General features: G+C 65.1%; 18 protein-coding genes and 1 pseudogene. 4 read left to right on the forward strand and 15 right to left on the reverse strand.

What is annotated here, in order from left to right:
- The first annotated feature begins 4 nt into the window (after positions 1 to 4).
- Positions 5 to 787, forward strand: coding sequence for an alpha/beta fold hydrolase (locus K3F49_RS23615; RefSeq protein ID WP_234683339.1), 783 nt, complete (start codon positions 5 to 7; stop codon positions 785 to 787).
- Between the two features lie 6 nt (positions 788 to 793).
- Here K3F49_RS23615 and K3F49_RS23620 read toward each other — a convergent pair.
- The 11 genes and pseudogenes from K3F49_RS23620 to phnG all read right to left on the reverse strand — a co-directional run bounded on the left by K3F49_RS23620 (position 794) and on the right by phnG (position 9,679).
- Positions 794 to 1,747 (reverse strand): annotated as a pseudogene (locus tag K3F49_RS23620) (aliphatic sulfonate ABC transporter substrate-binding protein).
- Between the two features lie 12 nt (positions 1,748 to 1,759).
- Positions 1,760 to 1,981 carry a hypothetical protein gene (locus tag K3F49_RS23625; RefSeq protein WP_234683340.1) on the reverse strand — a complete coding sequence of 74 codons (222 nt, stop codon included), beginning with the start codon at positions 1,979 to 1,981 and terminating at the stop codon, positions 1,760 to 1,762.
- 694 nt (positions 1,982 to 2,675) lie between these two features.
- Positions 2,676 to 3,287, reverse strand: coding sequence for a pyridoxamine 5'-phosphate oxidase family protein (locus tag K3F49_RS23630; RefSeq protein ID WP_234683341.1), 612 nt, complete (start codon positions 3,285 to 3,287; stop codon positions 2,676 to 2,678).
- Positions 3,288 to 3,314: 27 nt separating this feature from the next.
- Positions 3,315 to 3,911 carry a phosphonate metabolism protein/1,5-bisphosphokinase (PRPP-forming) PhnN gene (gene phnN / locus K3F49_RS23635; RefSeq protein ID WP_234683342.1) on the reverse strand — a complete coding sequence of 199 codons (597 nt, stop codon included), beginning with the start codon at positions 3,909 to 3,911 and terminating at the stop codon, positions 3,315 to 3,317.
- Positions 3,908 to 5,065 carry an alpha-D-ribose 1-methylphosphonate 5-triphosphate diphosphatase gene (locus tag K3F49_RS23640; protein ID WP_234683343.1) on the reverse strand — a complete coding sequence of 386 codons (1,158 nt, stop codon included), beginning with the start codon at positions 5,063 to 5,065 and terminating at the stop codon, positions 3,908 to 3,910. The genes phnN and K3F49_RS23640 overlap by 4 nt, the downstream gene beginning before the upstream one ends.
- Positions 5,066 to 5,077: 12 nt before the next feature.
- Positions 5,078 to 5,776, reverse strand: a complete 699-nt coding sequence (gene phnL / locus K3F49_RS23645) for a phosphonate C-P lyase system protein PhnL (protein WP_234683344.1) — start codon at positions 5,774 to 5,776, stop codon at positions 5,078 to 5,080.
- 22 nt (positions 5,777 to 5,798) lie between these two features.
- A complete protein-coding gene (phnK, locus tag K3F49_RS23650) occupies positions 5,799 to 6,596 on the reverse strand; it encodes a phosphonate C-P lyase system protein PhnK (protein WP_234683345.1) in 798 nt (265 codons plus the stop codon).
- Positions 6,589 to 7,485: an alpha-D-ribose 1-methylphosphonate 5-phosphate C-P-lyase PhnJ gene (locus K3F49_RS23655; RefSeq protein WP_234683346.1), complete on the reverse strand. Its 897-nt coding sequence runs from the start codon at positions 7,483 to 7,485 to the stop codon at positions 6,589 to 6,591. The genes phnK and K3F49_RS23655 overlap by 8 nt, the downstream gene beginning before the upstream one ends.
- On the reverse strand, positions 7,482 to 8,597 hold the full coding sequence (locus K3F49_RS23660; RefSeq protein WP_234683347.1) for a carbon-phosphorus lyase complex subunit PhnI: 1,116 nt from the start codon (positions 8,595 to 8,597) through the stop codon (positions 7,482 to 7,484). Before K3F49_RS23660 ends, K3F49_RS23655 begins: the two co-directional genes overlap by 4 nt.
- 4 nt (positions 8,598 to 8,601) lie before the next feature.
- Complete coding sequence (gene phnH / locus K3F49_RS23665; RefSeq protein WP_234683348.1) at positions 8,602 to 9,210, reverse strand: phosphonate C-P lyase system protein PhnH; 609 nt, start codon at positions 9,208 to 9,210, stop codon at positions 8,602 to 8,604.
- Between the two features lie 4 nt (positions 9,211 to 9,214).
- The gene (gene phnG, locus K3F49_RS23670; protein ID WP_234683349.1) at positions 9,215 to 9,679 is read right to left on the reverse strand and encodes a phosphonate C-P lyase system protein PhnG; all 465 of its coding nucleotides are present in this window, start codon (positions 9,677 to 9,679) and stop codon (positions 9,215 to 9,217) included.
- Between the two features lie 119 nt (positions 9,680 to 9,798).
- On the opposite strand from phnG, the gene phnF reads away from it, so the two are divergent.
- Positions 9,799 to 10,527: a phosphonate metabolism transcriptional regulator PhnF gene (gene phnF / locus K3F49_RS23675; protein ID WP_234683350.1), complete on the forward strand. Its 729-nt coding sequence runs from the start codon at positions 9,799 to 9,801 to the stop codon at positions 10,525 to 10,527.
- A 136-nt stretch (positions 10,528 to 10,663) separates the two neighbouring features.
- On the opposite strand, the gene phnE (K3F49_RS23680) is transcribed toward phnF, so the two are convergent.
- The 4 genes from phnE (K3F49_RS23680) to phnC form a co-directional block, all read right to left on the reverse strand.
- The gene (gene phnE / locus K3F49_RS23680) at positions 10,664 to 11,512 is read right to left on the reverse strand and encodes a phosphonate ABC transporter, permease protein PhnE (protein ID WP_234683351.1); all 849 of its coding nucleotides are present in this window, start codon (positions 11,510 to 11,512) and stop codon (positions 10,664 to 10,666) included.
- On the reverse strand, positions 11,509 to 12,393 hold the full coding sequence (phnE, locus tag K3F49_RS23685; RefSeq protein ID WP_234683352.1) for a phosphonate ABC transporter, permease protein PhnE: 885 nt from the start codon (positions 12,391 to 12,393) through the stop codon (positions 11,509 to 11,511). Before phnE (K3F49_RS23685) ends, phnE (K3F49_RS23680) begins: the two co-directional genes overlap by 4 nt.
- A gap of 78 nt (positions 12,394 to 12,471) precedes the next feature.
- Entirely contained in the window at positions 12,472 to 13,407 is a 936-nt protein-coding gene (gene phnD / locus K3F49_RS23690) for a phosphonate ABC transporter substrate-binding protein (protein WP_234683353.1), read from the reverse strand.
- A gap of 65 nt (positions 13,408 to 13,472) precedes the next feature.
- The gene (phnC, locus tag K3F49_RS23695; protein ID WP_234683354.1) at positions 13,473 to 14,282 is read right to left on the reverse strand and encodes a phosphonate ABC transporter ATP-binding protein; all 810 of its coding nucleotides are present in this window, start codon (positions 14,280 to 14,282) and stop codon (positions 13,473 to 13,475) included.
- A 174-nt stretch (positions 14,283 to 14,456) separates the two neighbouring features.
- Here phnC and K3F49_RS23700 point away from each other — a divergent pair, with 174 nt between their 5' ends.
- Together K3F49_RS23700 and K3F49_RS23705 are read left to right on the forward strand one after the other, a co-directional pair.
- On the forward strand, positions 14,457 to 15,116 hold the full coding sequence (locus tag K3F49_RS23700) for an LbetaH domain-containing protein (protein WP_234683355.1): 660 nt from the start codon (positions 14,457 to 14,459) through the stop codon (positions 15,114 to 15,116).
- Positions 15,113 to 16,306 (forward strand): alpha-D-ribose 1-methylphosphonate 5-triphosphate diphosphatase, encoded by a 1,194-nt coding sequence (locus K3F49_RS23705; RefSeq protein ID WP_234683356.1) that lies wholly within the window; start codon positions 15,113 to 15,115, stop codon positions 16,304 to 16,306. The genes K3F49_RS23700 and K3F49_RS23705 overlap by 4 nt, the downstream gene beginning before the upstream one ends.
- The last annotated feature ends 8 nt before the right edge of the window (positions 16,307 to 16,314 follow it).

Below are 16,314 nucleotides of genomic sequence, written 5' to 3' on the forward strand. Positions count from 1 at the left end.
CACGATGAAGCTCTCCGTCAACGGCGCCGAGGTGTTTGTCGCAACCGGCGGCCGCGAATTCGACAAATCCCTGCCCACGGTCGTCTTCGTCCACGGCGCCGGCTTCGACCATTCGACCTGGGCGCTGCATACGCGCTGGTTCGCCCATCACGGTTTTGGCGTGCTGGCGCCGGACCTGCCCGGCCACGGCCGTTCGGCCGGACCGTCACTCACAAGCATCGCCGACATGGCCGACTGGACGGCAGCTTTGCTCGATGCGGCGGGCGCGACCGAGGCGCACCTGATCGGCCACTCCATGGGATCGCTGATCTCGCTGGAGACCGCGGGGCGCCATCCCGAAAAGGTCTCGGCACTGAGCCTGATCGGCACCGCCGCGACCATGACCGTCGGCCCGGATCTGCTCAAGGCCGCCGAGGCCAACTCGCAAGATGCAAACGACATGGTCTCGATCTGGGGCCTCGGCTTCAACGCCGAGCTCGGCGGCAGCCTCGCGCCGGGCCTGTGGATGCATGGCGGCGCGCAGGCGGTGCTTAAAGCTTGCGAACCGGGCGTGCTGTTCAGGGATTTGTCGGCCTGCAATGCCTACGCGAATGCGCTTCAGGCGGCCGCGACCGTCAAGGTGCCTGCCACCCTCATCCTCGGCGAGCGGGACATGATGACGCCGGCAAAAGCCGGCAAGGCACTTGCGGCCGCGATCCCGCATGCGAAGACCGTCGTCGTGCCGGGCGCCGGCCACATGATCATGGCAGAGCGCCCGGATGAATTGCTGGCGGCGCTGAAGGGCTGAGCCGCCTCAGGAGCCCGGCGTCCACTTCCAGACGATGTCGGACACGTTGACCGGCTTCGGGATCAGGCCGAGCTTTGCGAAGCGATCGGCCACCGCTTGCTGGCTCTTGATGACCTCGGCGTCGAGAGGCACCACGCTATAAGTGGAGCGATTCACGAAGCGGCGGACGGCCGCGATATCCACGCCGGTCGCCTCCGATTGCGCTTTGGCGACCTCCTCGTGATGCTGTCCTGCCCATACGCCTTCAGAAGCGAAGGCAGTGTTGAGCCTGGCGACCAGCGACGGATATCTTTCGACGAAATCCGTATTGGCGATGTAGAAGGCATTCGGCTTGTGCACGTCCTTGTCGAAGACGAGAACGCGTGCATTCTCCTTCAACTCGGCGAGCGCGAGATAAGGATCCCAGATCGACCAGGCGTCTACCGAGCCCTTGACGAAGGCCGCGGTCGCATCGGCCGGCGCGAGCGGCGCGGGCGTGATGTCGGACCACGACACGCCGGCCTTCTCCAGCACGGCAACCAGCAGATTGTGCGCGCTCGATCCTTTGCCGAAGGCGACGCGCTTGCCCCTGAGGTCGGCAAGCGTCTTGATCGAAGACTCCTTCGGCACGATGATCGCCTGATTGTCGCCTTCGGACTTCACGGCGGCGACATAGCGGATCTTGGCGCCGCCGGCCTAGGCGAAGATCGGCGGGGTGTCGCCGACAAAGCCGAAATCGACGCTGCCGACATTGATGGCTTCGAGCAGCGGTGGACCGAATTGGAAGTCGATCCACTTGACCTCGATGCCGAGCGGCCTGAAGGCGTTTTCAAGCGTCCGGCGCTGGCGCACCGCGGGGAAGAAACCGCCCTTCTGCGTGCCGATGCGAATTTCCGTCGGCTTGTCCTCCGCGTGCACGGGTGCCGCGACAGCGGTCACAAGCAGCAGCGCGGCGATCAAGAGCTGTCGTCGTGCGGTCATGTCAAGGTCCTTTCAGTTGGCGAAAAGTGAAGAGTTCGCGCGCCGGCTCCGCTCGGAAAAAACGGCGCGGGCAGCACGCTCGGCTTCGCGCGCCGAGCGGAACTGGCGGCCTTCGAGGCTGTCGAACAGGCGCTCCGAGGAGAAGAAGCGGAAGCCGCGCTCATCTCTTGTGATGATGCCGGCGGCGCGGTCGTGAATCTCGATGATGTAGGCGTTCGACTGGTGCTGGGACATGACTGCTCGTTCGCCGGACTTTCGGCGCTTCTGTCTTGGGATTTGCAGTGTGGAGCGCTGTGAGGGTGCCGGTCAGCAACAACAACAGGCGCCGGTCGCCGCCGAGAAACAGCGCCGCGTCATGCACGCATGCATGTCGCTCGGGTTACGCTGGTGATCGGTTCTCATATCGCGGCATCAAGCTCGAGGAGCAGTTTCGATGCTTTCGAATATCGAGCGATTGGCGCGTTCGGTCAATGAAATGGCTATCCATATTTGAAGGCCGCGCGCTCGCCGCCTTCTCCCACCGCAAGCACTGACAGGCGGATTCAACTCGCGATCAGTTCAACACGGGGAGCGCGGCCAGCGTGGTAAGCTCTAGCTAACGTAAAGCAGAAATAGGGAGATCCCGATGCTGCTGGTCGACAACGCCTACATGACCGGACAGACGATCGCGCTGAGTGGCGGGATGGCGTTTAATTAGAGAGGACGTAGCGCCCGCGGCGCACGCTCTTTTCCAAGTTGGGGGAATGCCGTAGGGTGGGCAAAGCGAAGCGTGCCCACCATTTGCATGCGATTGGTGAGAATTCGTGGGCACGGCGCAAGTGCGCCTTTGCCCACCCTACGAATTCCGACTCGTCGATAGATTCCGCTCACCCGTCTCGCCGCTATCGCGGCGAGCCACCCTCTCCCACAAGGGGGGAGGAAAAGACCCTCACCACATTGTCGCGGCAGCGCGCTCCGGCCAGATGCGGTCATACTCCGCGCCGCCGACCTTGTTCTGGCTCATCTCGGCGAGGATCTGGCCGGGCGTCGGCAGCGTCTTCGGATCGATACGCTTGTCGGGATTCCAAAGGTCGGAGCGGACGATGGCACGGGCGCACTGGAAGTAGATCTCGTCCACATTCATCACCATGACGCTGCGCGGTGCTTTGTCCTCGACCTTGAACGAGGAGAGCAGCTGCCGATCGACCGAGAGATGCGCGCGGCCGTTGGCGCGGACCGCGTTGCCGGAGCCGGGGATCAGGAACATCAGCGACACGCGCGGGTCGCGCACGATGTTGCGCAGGGAATCGACCCGGTTGTTGCCGCGGCGATCGGGCAGCATCAGTGTCTTCTGATCGTGGATGCGGACGAAGCCGGGGAGATCGCCGCGCGGCGAGCAGTCGATGCCCTCGGGCCCGATGGTGGCGAGTGCGGCGAACGGCGCCTTCTCGATGAAGATGCGGTAGAGCGGCGTGACGTGATCGGCGACTTTCACGGTCGAGGCGTCATTGGTGGCGCCGTAGATGGCTTCGAGTTCCTCGACCGTCTTGATCACCGTCATTCCACACCCTCCTGGTTGCGCCGGCGGTTACTCGCGCCAGCATTCGTTCCTGATCGCGCGCACGAGCTGGCGGCTGTGATACTCCGCGCTGCCCGAATTGAGAATGGTGACGTCCGCATGTGCCGACTTGTCGTCGACGCTGCGCGCCAGGCGGTCAGCGAGATTACCGTCGGTGTTGCGCTTGCGCGCAGCAAGGCGCTGCGCCAGCACGTCCGGCGGCGCCGTAATCGCAACGACGACGACATTGGCGTAAGTCCCGCGCAGCGCGGCGATCACCGTGCGCGAGACGTTGGCGACGACGGCACGCCCAGTGCGGATGTCGTCGTTGATCTCGAGCGGCAGCGCGTACGAATGCCCATGCGCGTCCCAATGCACGGCGAAATCGCCGTGGGCCCGCGCGCGGGCGAATTCGTCGGGGCTCACCGCGATGTTGTCCTCGTCGGCAGAGGACGCACGCGTCACGACACGGCGCGGGAAGACGACGTCATGGTCGTCGGCACAGGCCGCCTGTGCCAGCCGCAGCAGCGTGTCCTTGCCGGCGCCACTCGGGCCGACCACGAGCACCAGCCGCCCGGGCCCGATTGCGCCCGCCGCGCCCTTCGCCGTCGTGACCGTCTCGCTCATGCGACACGGCCCCCTTCGCGCCAGACGCTGCGAACCACGGGAACGCTGCCGGCAACATGGACGCGGATCAGATCGGCGCGCTTGCCGATTGCGATCTCGCCGCGATCGGTGAGGCCGACCGCATCGGCCGGCGCCTTGGTCACGGTGCGAACCGCCGCCGGCAGGCCGATCGACGGCGCATGCTCGGGCAGTTGCAGCGCGCCCATCAGCAGGCTCGACGGGATGTAGTCCGACGACAGGATATCGAGCAGGCCTTCGCGGGCGAGATCCACCGCGGCGATATTGCCCGAATGCGAGCCGCCGCGCACCACGTTGGGCGCGCCCATCAGGATGTCGATGCCGGCCTGGTGCAGGCCGCGCGCGGCCTCCAACGTGGTCGGGAATTCCGCCACCGCGACGCCGTCTCGCACGGCGTCCGCAACATTCTCCTCCGTGGTGTCGTCATGGCTCGCGAGCGGAATCTTGTATTCGTGCGCCAGCGCCACGATCTCGCGCATGTTAGTCGCGGCATATTTCTGCTGGTACTCGAAGCGCTTTGCGAACAGTTCGTCGAGTTCGGCATCGGTCTTGCCGCCGCCCTTGCCGCGGTAGTAATCGCGCAGCTTGACCTCGTCGCGGAACTGGCGCTGACCGGGCGTATGGTCCATCAGCGACATCAGCTTGACGTCGGGACGGTCGATCAGCTCCTTGGCTTCCTCGACCACGCTCGGCATCGGGATTTCGCAGCGCAGATGCAGGAAGTGGTCGGCGCGCAGCAGATTCGAGTCGCGCGCGGTCGTGATCGCGGCGGCGAGCACGCCGGCACGGCCATCGACCTCCTCGGCGCCGTCCTCGCGCCAGACCCGCAGCGAGTCGAACACGGTGGTGATTCCCGAGGTCGCGAGCTGGCCGTCATAGGAGATCACGGCCGCGACCGGATTCCAGAACACCTTTGGCCGCGGCACGTAATGCGCCTCGAGATGGTCGGTGTGGAGCTCGATCAGGCCCGGCATGATCAGATCACCGCCGGCGTCTTCTGCGCCCGCCGGCGCCCTACCCTCGCCGATCTCGGCAATGCGTCCGTCTGCAAGAGCAAGCCAGCCCTGTTCGATCACCCGGTCCGCCAGCACGATCCTGGCGTTGGCGATCACGATATTGTTCGGCTTGGCGTTCATGTCCCTCTTCCTTCAGGCCGCGGCCGCAAAGCTGGTGACGTCGACGATGCGGTCGGCAATCAAATGGCGGATTTCGTCGTCATGGACAATGGCGACCATGGCAACGCCCTGGCGTTTCTTCTCGGCGACCAGCGCGACCACGACGGCGCGGTTGGCGGCATCGAGCGAAGCGGTCGGCTCGTCCAGCAGCAGGATCGGCAGATCCGAGATGAAGCCGCGGGCGATGTTGACGCGCTGCTGCTCGCCACCGGAGAAGGTCGCGGGCGGAAGCTGCCGGAGTCTTTCAGGGATATTGAGACGATGCAGGAGCTCGCCGGCGCGCGCCTGTGCGTCGGACCGGCTCATGCCGTTGACGATCAAGGGCTCGGCGACGACGTCGACGGTGGCGACCCGCGGCACCGCGCGCAAAAACTGGCTGACATAGCCAATGGTGGCGCGACGGACGTTGAGGACCTGCCGGGGCTCGGCCGTGGCGAGATCGATCACCTCGCCGCGATGGCGGATGCCGATGCGGCCGGAATCGCAACGGTAATTGCCGAAGATCATCTTCAGGATCGAGGATTTGCCGGCACCTGATGGCCCCGACAGCACGACGCACTCGCCGGGATCGACGTGGAAGGTCACGCCGCGCACGACAGGCAATTCGATGCCGCCTTGCAGGTGCATCGTGAAGGTCTTGTTGGCGTTGGCGACGTCGATCATGGCGGTCATGGGAGAACTCTTCTCGGAAGGCTTATGGCGGCAGAATCGAGGAGACGAGCAGCTGCGTGTAAGGCTCGCGCGGATCGTCGAGCACCTGGTCGGTGAGGCCGGTCTCGATGACGCGGCCGCCCTTCATCACCATCACACGATGCGACAGAAGGCGGGCGACCGCGAGATCGTGGGTGACGATGACGACGGCGAGATGCAGTTCGGCGACGAGATTGCGCAGGAGATCGAGCAGGCGGGCCTGGACTGAAACATCGAGGCCACCGGTCGGCTCGTCCATGAACACCAGCCGGGGCCCGGTGACGAGGTTACGCGCGATCTGGAGGCGCTGGCGCATGCCGCCCGAATAGGTGCGCGGCGCATCGTCGATACGCGCGACGTCGATCTCGACCCGCGTCAGCCAGTCGGAGGCGGACTCGCGAATGCGGCCGTAATGGTTCCAGCCCACCGCCATCAGCCGCTCGCCGACATTGGCGCCGGCCGAGACGGCCATGCGCAGGCCCTGCGCCGGATCCTGGTGCACGAAACCCCAATCGGTACGGAACAGCAGCCGTCGCTCGGCCTCGCCGAGTGCGGCGAGATCGCGGGTGACACCGTCGCGCATCCGATAGGACACCTGCCCGCCGCTCGCCGCGAGCTGTCCGGACAGGAGTTGCAGCAGCGTCGACTTGCCGGAGCCGGATTCGCCGACGATCGCCAGCACCTCGCCGGGATAGAGCGAGAACGACACGTCGCGGCACGCGGCAATGCGGCCATAGGACTTGCTGAGGGTCTCAGCGACCAGCAGCGGCTGATCGGTTTCGAGCAGATCCTGATCAGCCATTTGCCCCTCCCTGCGCCTTGTCCTTGTACGGCGCAGCACTCAAGGCACCGTGATGGCCGGCGGCCTGACGTCCTTCGCAATAATCGGTGTCCGAGCAGACGAACATCCGGCTGCCCTTGTCGTCGGTGACGATCTCGTCGAGGTATGAATTCTCGGCGGCGCACAGGGCGCAGGGCGCGTTGAAACGATACGGTTCGAACGGGTGGTCCTCGAAATCGAGCGACACCACCTTTGTATAGGGCGGGATCGCATAGATGCGCTTCTCGCGGCCGGCGCCAAACAATTGCAGCGCCGGGCAATTGTCCATCTTGGGATTGTCGAATTTCGGCGTCGGCGACGGGTCCATCACGTAGCGCGCGTTGACCTTCACCGGATAGGCGTAGGCGGTCGCAATGTGGCCGAAGCGGGCGATGTCCTCATAGAGCTTCACGTGCATCAGGCCGTATTCGGCGAGCGCGTGCATGCGCCGCGTCTCGGTCTCGCGCGGCTCGAGGAAGCGCAGCGGTTCCGGGATCGGCACCTGGTAGACCAGCACCTGGTTCGCGTGCAGCGCCGCCTCGGGAATACGATGGCGCGTCTGGATCACGGTCGCATCTTCCGTCGCCGTGGTCGTGGCGACGCCGGCAGTCTTGGCGAAGAATTTGCGGATCGAGATCGCGTTGGTGGTGTCGTCAGAACCCTGGTCGATCACCTTCAGCACGTCCTGCGGTCCCAGGATCGCAGCGGTCACCTGCACGCCGCCGGTGCCCCAGCCATAGGGCATCGGCATCTCGCGGCTGGCGAACGGCACCTGGTAGCCGGGGATCGCGATCGCCTTCAGGATCGCGCGTCGGATCATCCGCTTGGTCTGCTCGTCGAGATAGGCGAAATTATAGGCGGGCGCGTTCATTCCGCGGCCTCCTTCATGGCAGCGGGCCCGTTGGCCTCGGCAGAGGTTTCGGCAAATTCCTTGCGCAGCTTGCGCAGCAGGCCGAGCTCGGACTGGAAGTCGACATAATGCGGCAGCTTCAGATGCTCGACGAAGCCGGTGGCCTGGACGTTGTCCGAATGCGACAACACGAATTCTTCATCTTGCGCCGGGGCTCCGACCTCTTCACCGAGCTCGCGGGCGCGGAGTGCCCGGTCGACCAGCGCCATCGACATGGTCTTGCGCTCGCTCTGGCCGAAGGCAAGGCCGTAGCCGCGGGTGAAGCACGGCGCTTCCGTCGCCGAGCCCTTGAACTGGTTGACCATCTGGCACTCCGTCAGTTCGATCGAGCCCAGCGGCACGGCAAAGCCGACGTCTTCGGCAACGAATTCCACCTCGACCTCACCGAAGCGGATCTCACCGGCGAAGGGATGGTTGCGGCCGTAGCCGCGCTGGGTGGAATAGCCCATCGCCAGCAGAAAGCCCTCGTCGCCGCGCGCGAGATTTTGCAGGCGCAGATCGCGGTCCGCAGGAAAGTTCAGCGGTTCGCGGGTGAGATCGCCGACGCTGGCGCCGTCTTCGGCCCGCGGCGAGGTCTCGATCAGCCCGTCGCGGCCCAGAATATCGGTTACGCGCGGCGTCGGCGCCGTCGAGGCTTCGGCCACAGCCGGCGCTTCCGGCACAAAACCCTGGCCAAGCGAGGGATCGAGCAGGCGATGGGTGTAGTCGAAGGTTGGCCCGAGAATCTGGCCGCCGGGAATGTCCTTGAAGGTCGAGGACACCCGCCGCTGCACCCGCATGGCGCCGGTGTCGACCGGCTCGCTGGCGCCGAAACGCGGCAGAGTGGCGCGGAAGGCGCGGACCAGGAAAATCGCCTCGATCAGATCGCCGCGGGCCTGCTTGATTGCGAGCGCAGCAAGCTCGCGGTCATAGAGCGAACCTTCGCTCATGACGCGGTCGACGGCGAGCCCAAGCTGTTCCGAGATCTGGTCGAGCGAGACTTCCGCAACGCTCTGGTCGCCACGCCGCGCATTGGCGAGCAGGCGATGGGCGTTCTCGATGGCGCGTTCGCCGCCTTTGACTGCGACATACATGCCTCTAGCCTCCCTTGCTCATGACACGCGTGGTCCGCGGAATCGCCACCACGGCATCATCGGCGACCAGCACCACGTCGATGCCGCGCGGAAACAGCGGCTCGTTGAAGCGCAGGCGTTCAAACAGGTCGAACGGCTTGATCGACGCCTGGAGCGTTGCGACGCCGTCGATGCCGGGACCGCGCAGCTCGAAGCTGCGGCCTGCGTCAAGGCTATCGACCTGAATGATCACCGTGGTCGACCGATCCGGATATTCGTTGGTGCCGAGCGCGAAACGCTCCAGCGCCGGCAGTGCACCGCCGTCGCTGATCAGCGCAAAGGCCGCGATCGCGGAATCCTGGATCACAGGCGCGCCGGTATGAAACTTCAGCCATTTCAGCACGTCAGAGCTTTCCGACATCCGCGCATCGAGCCAGAGCGGCGTGTCGTGGTCGAACAGCGTCAGCGCGATTGCGGCGGTGCCGCGCATCATCGTGGCAGGCGTCCCAGCCATCGGCACGATGCGCTGGACCGAACCCGGCCGCGCCATCGCATCCATGACCGAGCGAAAGGTCGATTGCGCCGACAATACCTTGTCGACGAAACCCGGCGGCAGTTCCGCAATCGTGGTCATGGCCTCACCCCTCACCGCGCACCATGGTGTAGAAATCAACCTTCGTCGCAGCGGTCTCTTCCGCCGCCTGCTTGCGCCGAATCATAAGCTGCTCTCGCAACGGCGCGATAACGTCGCGCTCCACCAGCCCGCCAAAATCGCGCGACTGCACCAGCGCATCGCACAGCGCGATCAGCCGCGCCTTCTCACCGTCGCGCCCGAGCGTGTAGCCGAAACCGACCTCTCCGCTCGCAAGCCGCACCGCAGCGCGCGACACTGTCGCCTCGCCGAGATTGAAGGGCGCGCCGTCGCCGCCGACCCGGCCGCGCAGCATCACGAGGCCGTTTTCCGGCTCGCGCAGCTCTTGATGGCCGGGCAATGAGATCGTGCGGAGGCGGGCGGCGATCTCGCCCGCCTCCGCGTGCGCCAGCACGGCCATGGCGGCCTGGCGCTGGGCTTGCTGGGTGTTGTGCTGGGTCACCGAATCCACCGAACTTTTGACAGACCTTGCCGAATTCAAGTTGTCTATGATACTAGACAACTTGATACGGAAGCGCCATGACTGTTTCGTGACAGAGGTGTGATTTTCGGGCTAGGCTGATCGGCGACATGAGCATGCAGGACACCGCCTCCTCAGGCGTCGCGCTGTGGCGCCTCGTTGCCGACGGCATCGAGCGCGGCATTGCCGACGGCCGTTTTGCCGCAGGCGACAAATTGCCGGGCGAGATGGAGATCGCCGAAACCTATCGCGTCAATCGCCACACCGTGCGGCGCGCGCTGGCGGCGCTCGCCGAGCGCGGCATCGTGCGTGCCGAACGCGGCAGCGGAACCTATGTCGAGGCGCAGAAGCTCGCTTATCCACTGCGCTCGCGCACGCGCTTCTCGGAGATCGTCGGCGCCGAGGGTCGCGAGCCGCATGGCCGCATGATCGAGGCGTCAGAAGATGTCGCAACCCGCGAGCTGGCGCGGGAACTGGGATTGAAGACCGGCGCGCCGCTGGTGCGGATCGAAGCCATCCGCCTCGCCGACCGCACGCCGATCTGCGTCTCCACCACCTGGCTGTCTGCGGAGCTGTTTCCGGGCGCGGGCACGGTGTTTGCCGCGACGCGCTCGATGACGAAGATGCTCGAGCATTACGGGATCCGCGATTATCGCCGCGGCGCGACCCGGATCACTGCCGGCATCGTCGACGCCACCGACGCCGCGCGGCTCGACCTGCCGCTGGGGCGGCCGATCCTCGTGGTCGATGCGACGGACCTCGATCTCGAGGGCAAGCCGCTGGTGACGAAGCACTCGCGGTTCGCGGCCGAGCGGGTGGAGTTTTTGGTCGAGCCGTAGAGAGGCTCTCCTTCTCTCCACGAATCCGGACTTGTAGGGTGGGCAAAGGCGCATTTGCGCCGTGCCCACCATCTGTCAAACATTTCGAGAGAGGTGGTGGGCACGCTGCGCTTTGCCCACCCTACGGCACTGACGATTAGGCGACTGCTCGCCTTCCAATAATCGCGAACCGCAACTTGCTCGAAATAAAATCGATCGCGGCGACCGCGACCAGGATCATCAGGATCAGGAACGACACCTTCTGCCATTCCAGCACGCGGATCTGCTCGGCCAGTTGAAGCCCGATGCCGCCGGCGCCGACGATGCCGATGATGGTGGCCGAGCGCGTATTGGATTCGATGAAATAGAGCACCTGGCCCGCGATGACGGGCAGCACCTGCGGCATCAGGCCGAAGCGGATCTCGTGCAAGGCACTGCCGCCGGAGGCGCGGATACCCTCGACCTGCTTCTGGTCGGCCCCCTCGATCGCCTCCGAGAACAGCTTTCCGAACGCGCCGAAATCCGACACGGCGATGGCCAGCACGCCGGCGAACGGACCCAGGCCAACGACGTTGATCCAGACCAGCGCCCAGATCAGCGTATCGACGCCGCGGATCGAATCGAGAAAGCGACGGACGGGAAAGCGCAGGATGATCGACGGCACGACATTGCGCGCGGCAAGCAGGCTGACGGGCAGCGCGAACAATGCGGCCAGCGTGGTGCCGAGCAGCGCGATCGACAGCGTCTCGCCCAGCGCCTTCAGATAGATCGGCAGCGACGAGCCGGGATCGGGCGGGATCATCATCATGCTGATCCAGCCGAGTTGACTAAGGCCGGCGACAAAGCGCGACGGCGAGAAATCGAGATCGACCAGGCCGTAGATCAAGATGCCGAGCGCTGCGACGATCATCGCGGGCATAGCGAGCCGCGCCAAGGCCGGCCGGTCGAACACATCCGGGTAGCGCGCGCGGATCTCGGCGGTATCGACCTCCTGCGGTCCCGTCACGTCCGCGCCTCCTTGCCGAACAGGCGCCCGCGCAGCCAGCCGGTCGAGATGTCGATGATGAAGACGGTGACGATGATGAGCAGCAGGATCGCGCTGACGTCCGAATAATAGAATTTTCGGATGGCAACGACGAGCTCCTGCCCGATGCCACCGGCGCCGACGAAGCCCATGACGGACGCTTCGCGGACGTTGATCTCGAAGCGCAGCAGCGCGTAGCTGGCATAGCCCGCGGTCACCTGCGGCAGGATCGCGAAGCGCATGCAGGAGAGCCAGCTCGCACCGGTCGAGCGGATGCCCTCGACCGGCTTCATGTCGGCGTTCTCGACCATCTCCGAGAACAGTTTTCCCAAAGCGCCGGTGGAGTGGATCGCAATCGCCAGCACACCGGCCATCGGCCCGAGGCCGAAGGCGATGACGAAGATCAGCGCGAACACGATTCCGGGAACAGTGCGCGCGAATTCAAGCAGGCGCCGCACCACGAAGCGCAGCCATGGCGCAGGTGAAGTGTTTTCAGCGGCGAAGAAGTTGAGCGCGAAGGCGAACACCGCGCCGGTCAGCGTGCCGACATAGCTGATCAGCAGCGTCTCACCCAGCATCTTCAGGCATTTGCGCCAGCCCCACAGCCATTCGCCGACATCGGTCCAGACGCGCTGGCCGCTGTCGAGCGTGAGGATGCGGTCGAAATAGCTGACGAAGTTGCCGAAATAGGTGAACAGCGTGCGCAGATTCACCTCTGCGCCGATCGCGGCGAGAAGCAGTGCCGCGGCGAAAATCGCGACGCCCAACAGGAGGCGGAGCCGCTTGCGAAAGACCGCCTTGTTATAGGCAGCGTTCAGCACAGCGAGCTGCTGCTCGGGGAGGATCGAAACCGCGACGGTCATCTGGTCAAGACAAGTGGCCGGTCAAAAAGAGAAAGAGCCGGGTCCATCGACCCGGCTCGAGTAGCTCGTCCCGAAAACTCAGGACGCCTTCTTCTTACGCAATGCGTCGACGAACTTGATCAGCTCGACCGTGCCATCCCAGTCCTTGGTGGTGGCGGGATGGAAACCCTTCTTCTGGCCATCGGACAGGCGCTCGAACGCGGCCTTGTCCTTGACGGGCGCATCGAAGAACGCCTTCGCGATCGCCGCCTTGGCATCTTCCGGCAGATCCGCGTTGTAGGCATATGGACCGTTGATGATCGGCGCCGACTTGTGGATGATGCGGAAATCGTCCTTCTTCATCGCCGAGCCGTCGGCATTCTTCAGCATGTTCTTGGTCAGCATCTGGGCCAGGGTGGAATCGTCGTCACTCGTCCACTGGTTGGCGGCGACATCCACCGTGCCCTGCGACAGCGCCAGGATCGCGTTCTCGTGGCTACCGGTGAAGACGACCTTGCTGAAATAGGTGTCGGCATCCGGAATGCCCATCTTGTCGAGCTCGAAACGCGGCACGTTGTTGCCGGAGGTCGAGTTCGGGTCGACCAGGCCGAGGTTCTTGCCCTTGAGGTCGTCGACCTTCTTGTACGGGCTGCTCGCCTTGACGAAGAACACCGAGTAGTAGCCGGTCGAGCCGTCGGCGTTGATGTCGTTGGCGAAGGCATCGGTCTTGACGCCGGTCAGGCGGGCGCGGGCGAACGAGGCCGAGCCGTAGCTCGCAATGTGGATGTTGCCGGCGCGCTGGCCTTCGATGACCGCGGCGTAGTCGTTGGCGATGCGCAGCGTGACCTTCACGCCGAGCTGCTTCGACAGATATTCGACGAACGGGGTCCAGCGCTCGGTGACGCCCGAGGCGTTCTCGGCCGGCACGACCGCGAAGGTCAGCTCGGGATATTTGGCTTTCCAGTCGTCCGCCAAGGCGGAGGTCGTGAAGGCAAGCGCGGCGGCGCCGGCAAGAATGAGTCTACGAGTGATCATGATACCCTCTTCATCGGTTGGGGTCGGTTGACGCGAAACGGGAAATTCAACAGGTGCGGCGCGGCTCAGGCGGCGGCCGCCGTTCCGAGTGCCGGGACCCCCTCGGGTGCCGGCGCAGGCGGACCGCCCATGACGTCGGCGGCTTCGAGATCGTAGAGCTCACGGGCGACGAGGTCCGTCAGCGCGGACGGTGCGCCGTCGAACACCACACGACCCTGCGCCATGCCGATCAGGCGGTCGCAATAGCTGCGCGCCAGATCGAGCGAGTGCAGATTGCAGAGCACGGTGATGCCAAAATGCTTGTTGATGCGCAGAAGCGCATCCATGACGATCTTGGTATTGCGCGGATCGAGCGAGGCGATCGGCTCGTCGGCGAGGATGATGTCGGGCTGCTGCACCAGCGCCCGCGCGATCGCGACGCGCTGCTGCTGGCCGCCGGAGAGCTGATCGGCGCGCTGGGCGGCGAGCGAAGCGATGTCGAACTGCTCAAGCGCCGACATCGCCAGCGCCTTGTCCTGCTCGGGCCAGGTCTGCGACAGCGAGCGCCAGGCCGGCATAGTGGCAAGACGTCCCATCAGCACATTGGTCAGCACATCGAGCCGGCCTACGAGGTTGAACTGCTGGAAGATCATCGCCGAACGCGCCCGCCACTGCCGCAACTCCTTGCCGCGCAGCGCGGTGACGTCGAGCCCGTCGAACCTAATGCGCCCCTGCGTCGGCGTCACCAGACGGTTGATGGTCCGCAGCAGGGTCGACTTGCCGGCGCCGGAGCGCCCGATCACACCGACGAAGCCGCCGGGGGAGATTTGAAACGAAGCGTCGTCCACCGCGGCTTTTGCGCCGAAGCGGCACGTCAAACCTTCAACCACCAGCATGCAGGGCTCCAGAGTAGCTCGAGCCCACCGCTATCGCCGACGCTTGACACTTGTGTGACATGCACGATGCGGTGCGGCGATCCAGCACACTTCATCCCCTGTCATTGTATCGTCATGACATTGTCATCGAGCCGCTCGAAGACGAGCGCCCGCCCTCAAGCTTTCGGATGCAACATGGCCGGCAAAGCGCTTTCGGTCGAGCCGACCGTCGATCCTTCGGCGAAGCTGCACGAGACCCGGCTCGGCGCCTATACCGAGGTCGGACCGCGCACCATCCTGGACGAAGTGGCGATGGGCGATTACTCCTACGTCGTCAACGACGCGCAGATCACCTACACCACCATCGGAAAATTCTGCTCGATCGCGGCGATGACGCGGATCAATCCCGGCAATCATCCGATGCATCGCGTCACGCAGGCGCACTTCACCTACCGCTCCAGCGCCTATTTTCCGGGCGAGAGCGACGACAGCGAATTCTTCGACTGGCGGCGCCAGCATCACGTCCATATCGGCCATGACGTCTGGATCGGCCATGGCGCGGTCGTGCTGCCGGGCCGCAACATCGGCACCGGCGCGGTGATCGCGGCCGGCGCCATCGTCACCAAAGACGTGCCGGCCTATACCATCGTCGCCGGCAATCCGGCGCGCATCGTGCGGCGCCGGTTCTCGGAAGAGGTTGCCGGACGGCTTGCAAAGCTGGCATGGTGGGACTGGGATCACGACAAATTGCGTGCGGCACTGCCCGATTTCCGCAAGCTCGCGATTGAAGATTTCCTGACGACATACGAAGCAGGGGCACATTCCTCTGCCAGCAAACGAAGCGCGGTCGCGTGACAGACATTTTCATCGAGGGTGGCCGGACCCTGATCGGCTCCGAGCTCACTGAGACCTCCCTTGCAGTATCGGGAACCGACATCGCGCAGATCGATGCATCTCGCGGCCGCGCACGGCTGGCGATCGATGCGCGCACCCTGCTGGTGCTGCCCGGCATCGTCGATCTGCACGGCGATGCCTTCGAACGGCAGATGATGCCGCGCGCCGCCGTCGATTTCCCGATCGACGTCGCGCTGGCCGACACCGACCGCCAGGTCATCAGCAACGGCATCACCACCGTCTTCCACGCCACGACCTGGTCGTGGGAGCCGGGCCTGCGCAGCGGCGATAATGCAAGGCGTCTGCTCGAGGCAATCGAGCGGCAGCGTCCGCAATTTGCCGCCGACACCCGCTTCCATTTGCGGCACGAGACCTACAATCTCGATGCCGAGGACGAGATCGGCCAGTGGCTCGCCGAGGGCCGCGTCGACCTGTTCGCCTTCAACGATCACATGGACGGGGTTGTTGCCGAGATCTCCAATCCACGCAAGCGCAACCGCATGGTGGAGCGGACGGGACTGTCGGGCGAGGCGTTCGACAAGCTGGTCGCGCATATTGTCTCGCGCGCCGCCGATGTTCCGGCGTCGATCACCCGGCTCGCTGCGGCGGCACGCCGCGCCGGGGTACGGATGCTGTCGCATGACGATGCGAGCCCGACGATGCGTCGGGATTTTCGCAACCTCGGCGTGACGCTCGCCGAATTTCCGATCAACGAAGAGACGGCGCGCGAAGCCGCAGATCACGGCGACGCCATCGTCTACGGCGCGCCGAACGTCGTGCGGGGCGGCAGCCACACCGGCTGGACCAAGGCCTCGGACATGATTGCGAAGGGGCTCTGCTCGGTGCTGGCCTCCGACTATTACTATCCGGCGCCACTGCTTGCGGCCTTCCGCCTTGCCGCGGACGGCGTGCTGCCCCTGACGGAGGCCTGGAAGCTGATCTCGTCGGCACCGGCGCAGGCCACCGGCCTGACCGATCGCGGCACGCTCGCCGCGGGCCATCGCGCCGACATCCTGCTGGTCGACGACAGCGCGCCGCAACGGCCGCGGCTGGTCGCGGTGATCGCCGGCGGCAAGCTCGTGCATCTCACCGATGCGACGCGGCTGCTCGGTGCAGCAGTGACGCCGCGCGAGACTGTCGCTGCGGCATAAATTGGTTA

The sequence above is a fragment of the Bradyrhizobium monzae genome, from assembly GCF_021458635.1.
In the GTDB taxonomy this organism is placed as follows: domain Bacteria; phylum Pseudomonadota; class Alphaproteobacteria; order Rhizobiales; family Xanthobacteraceae; genus Bradyrhizobium.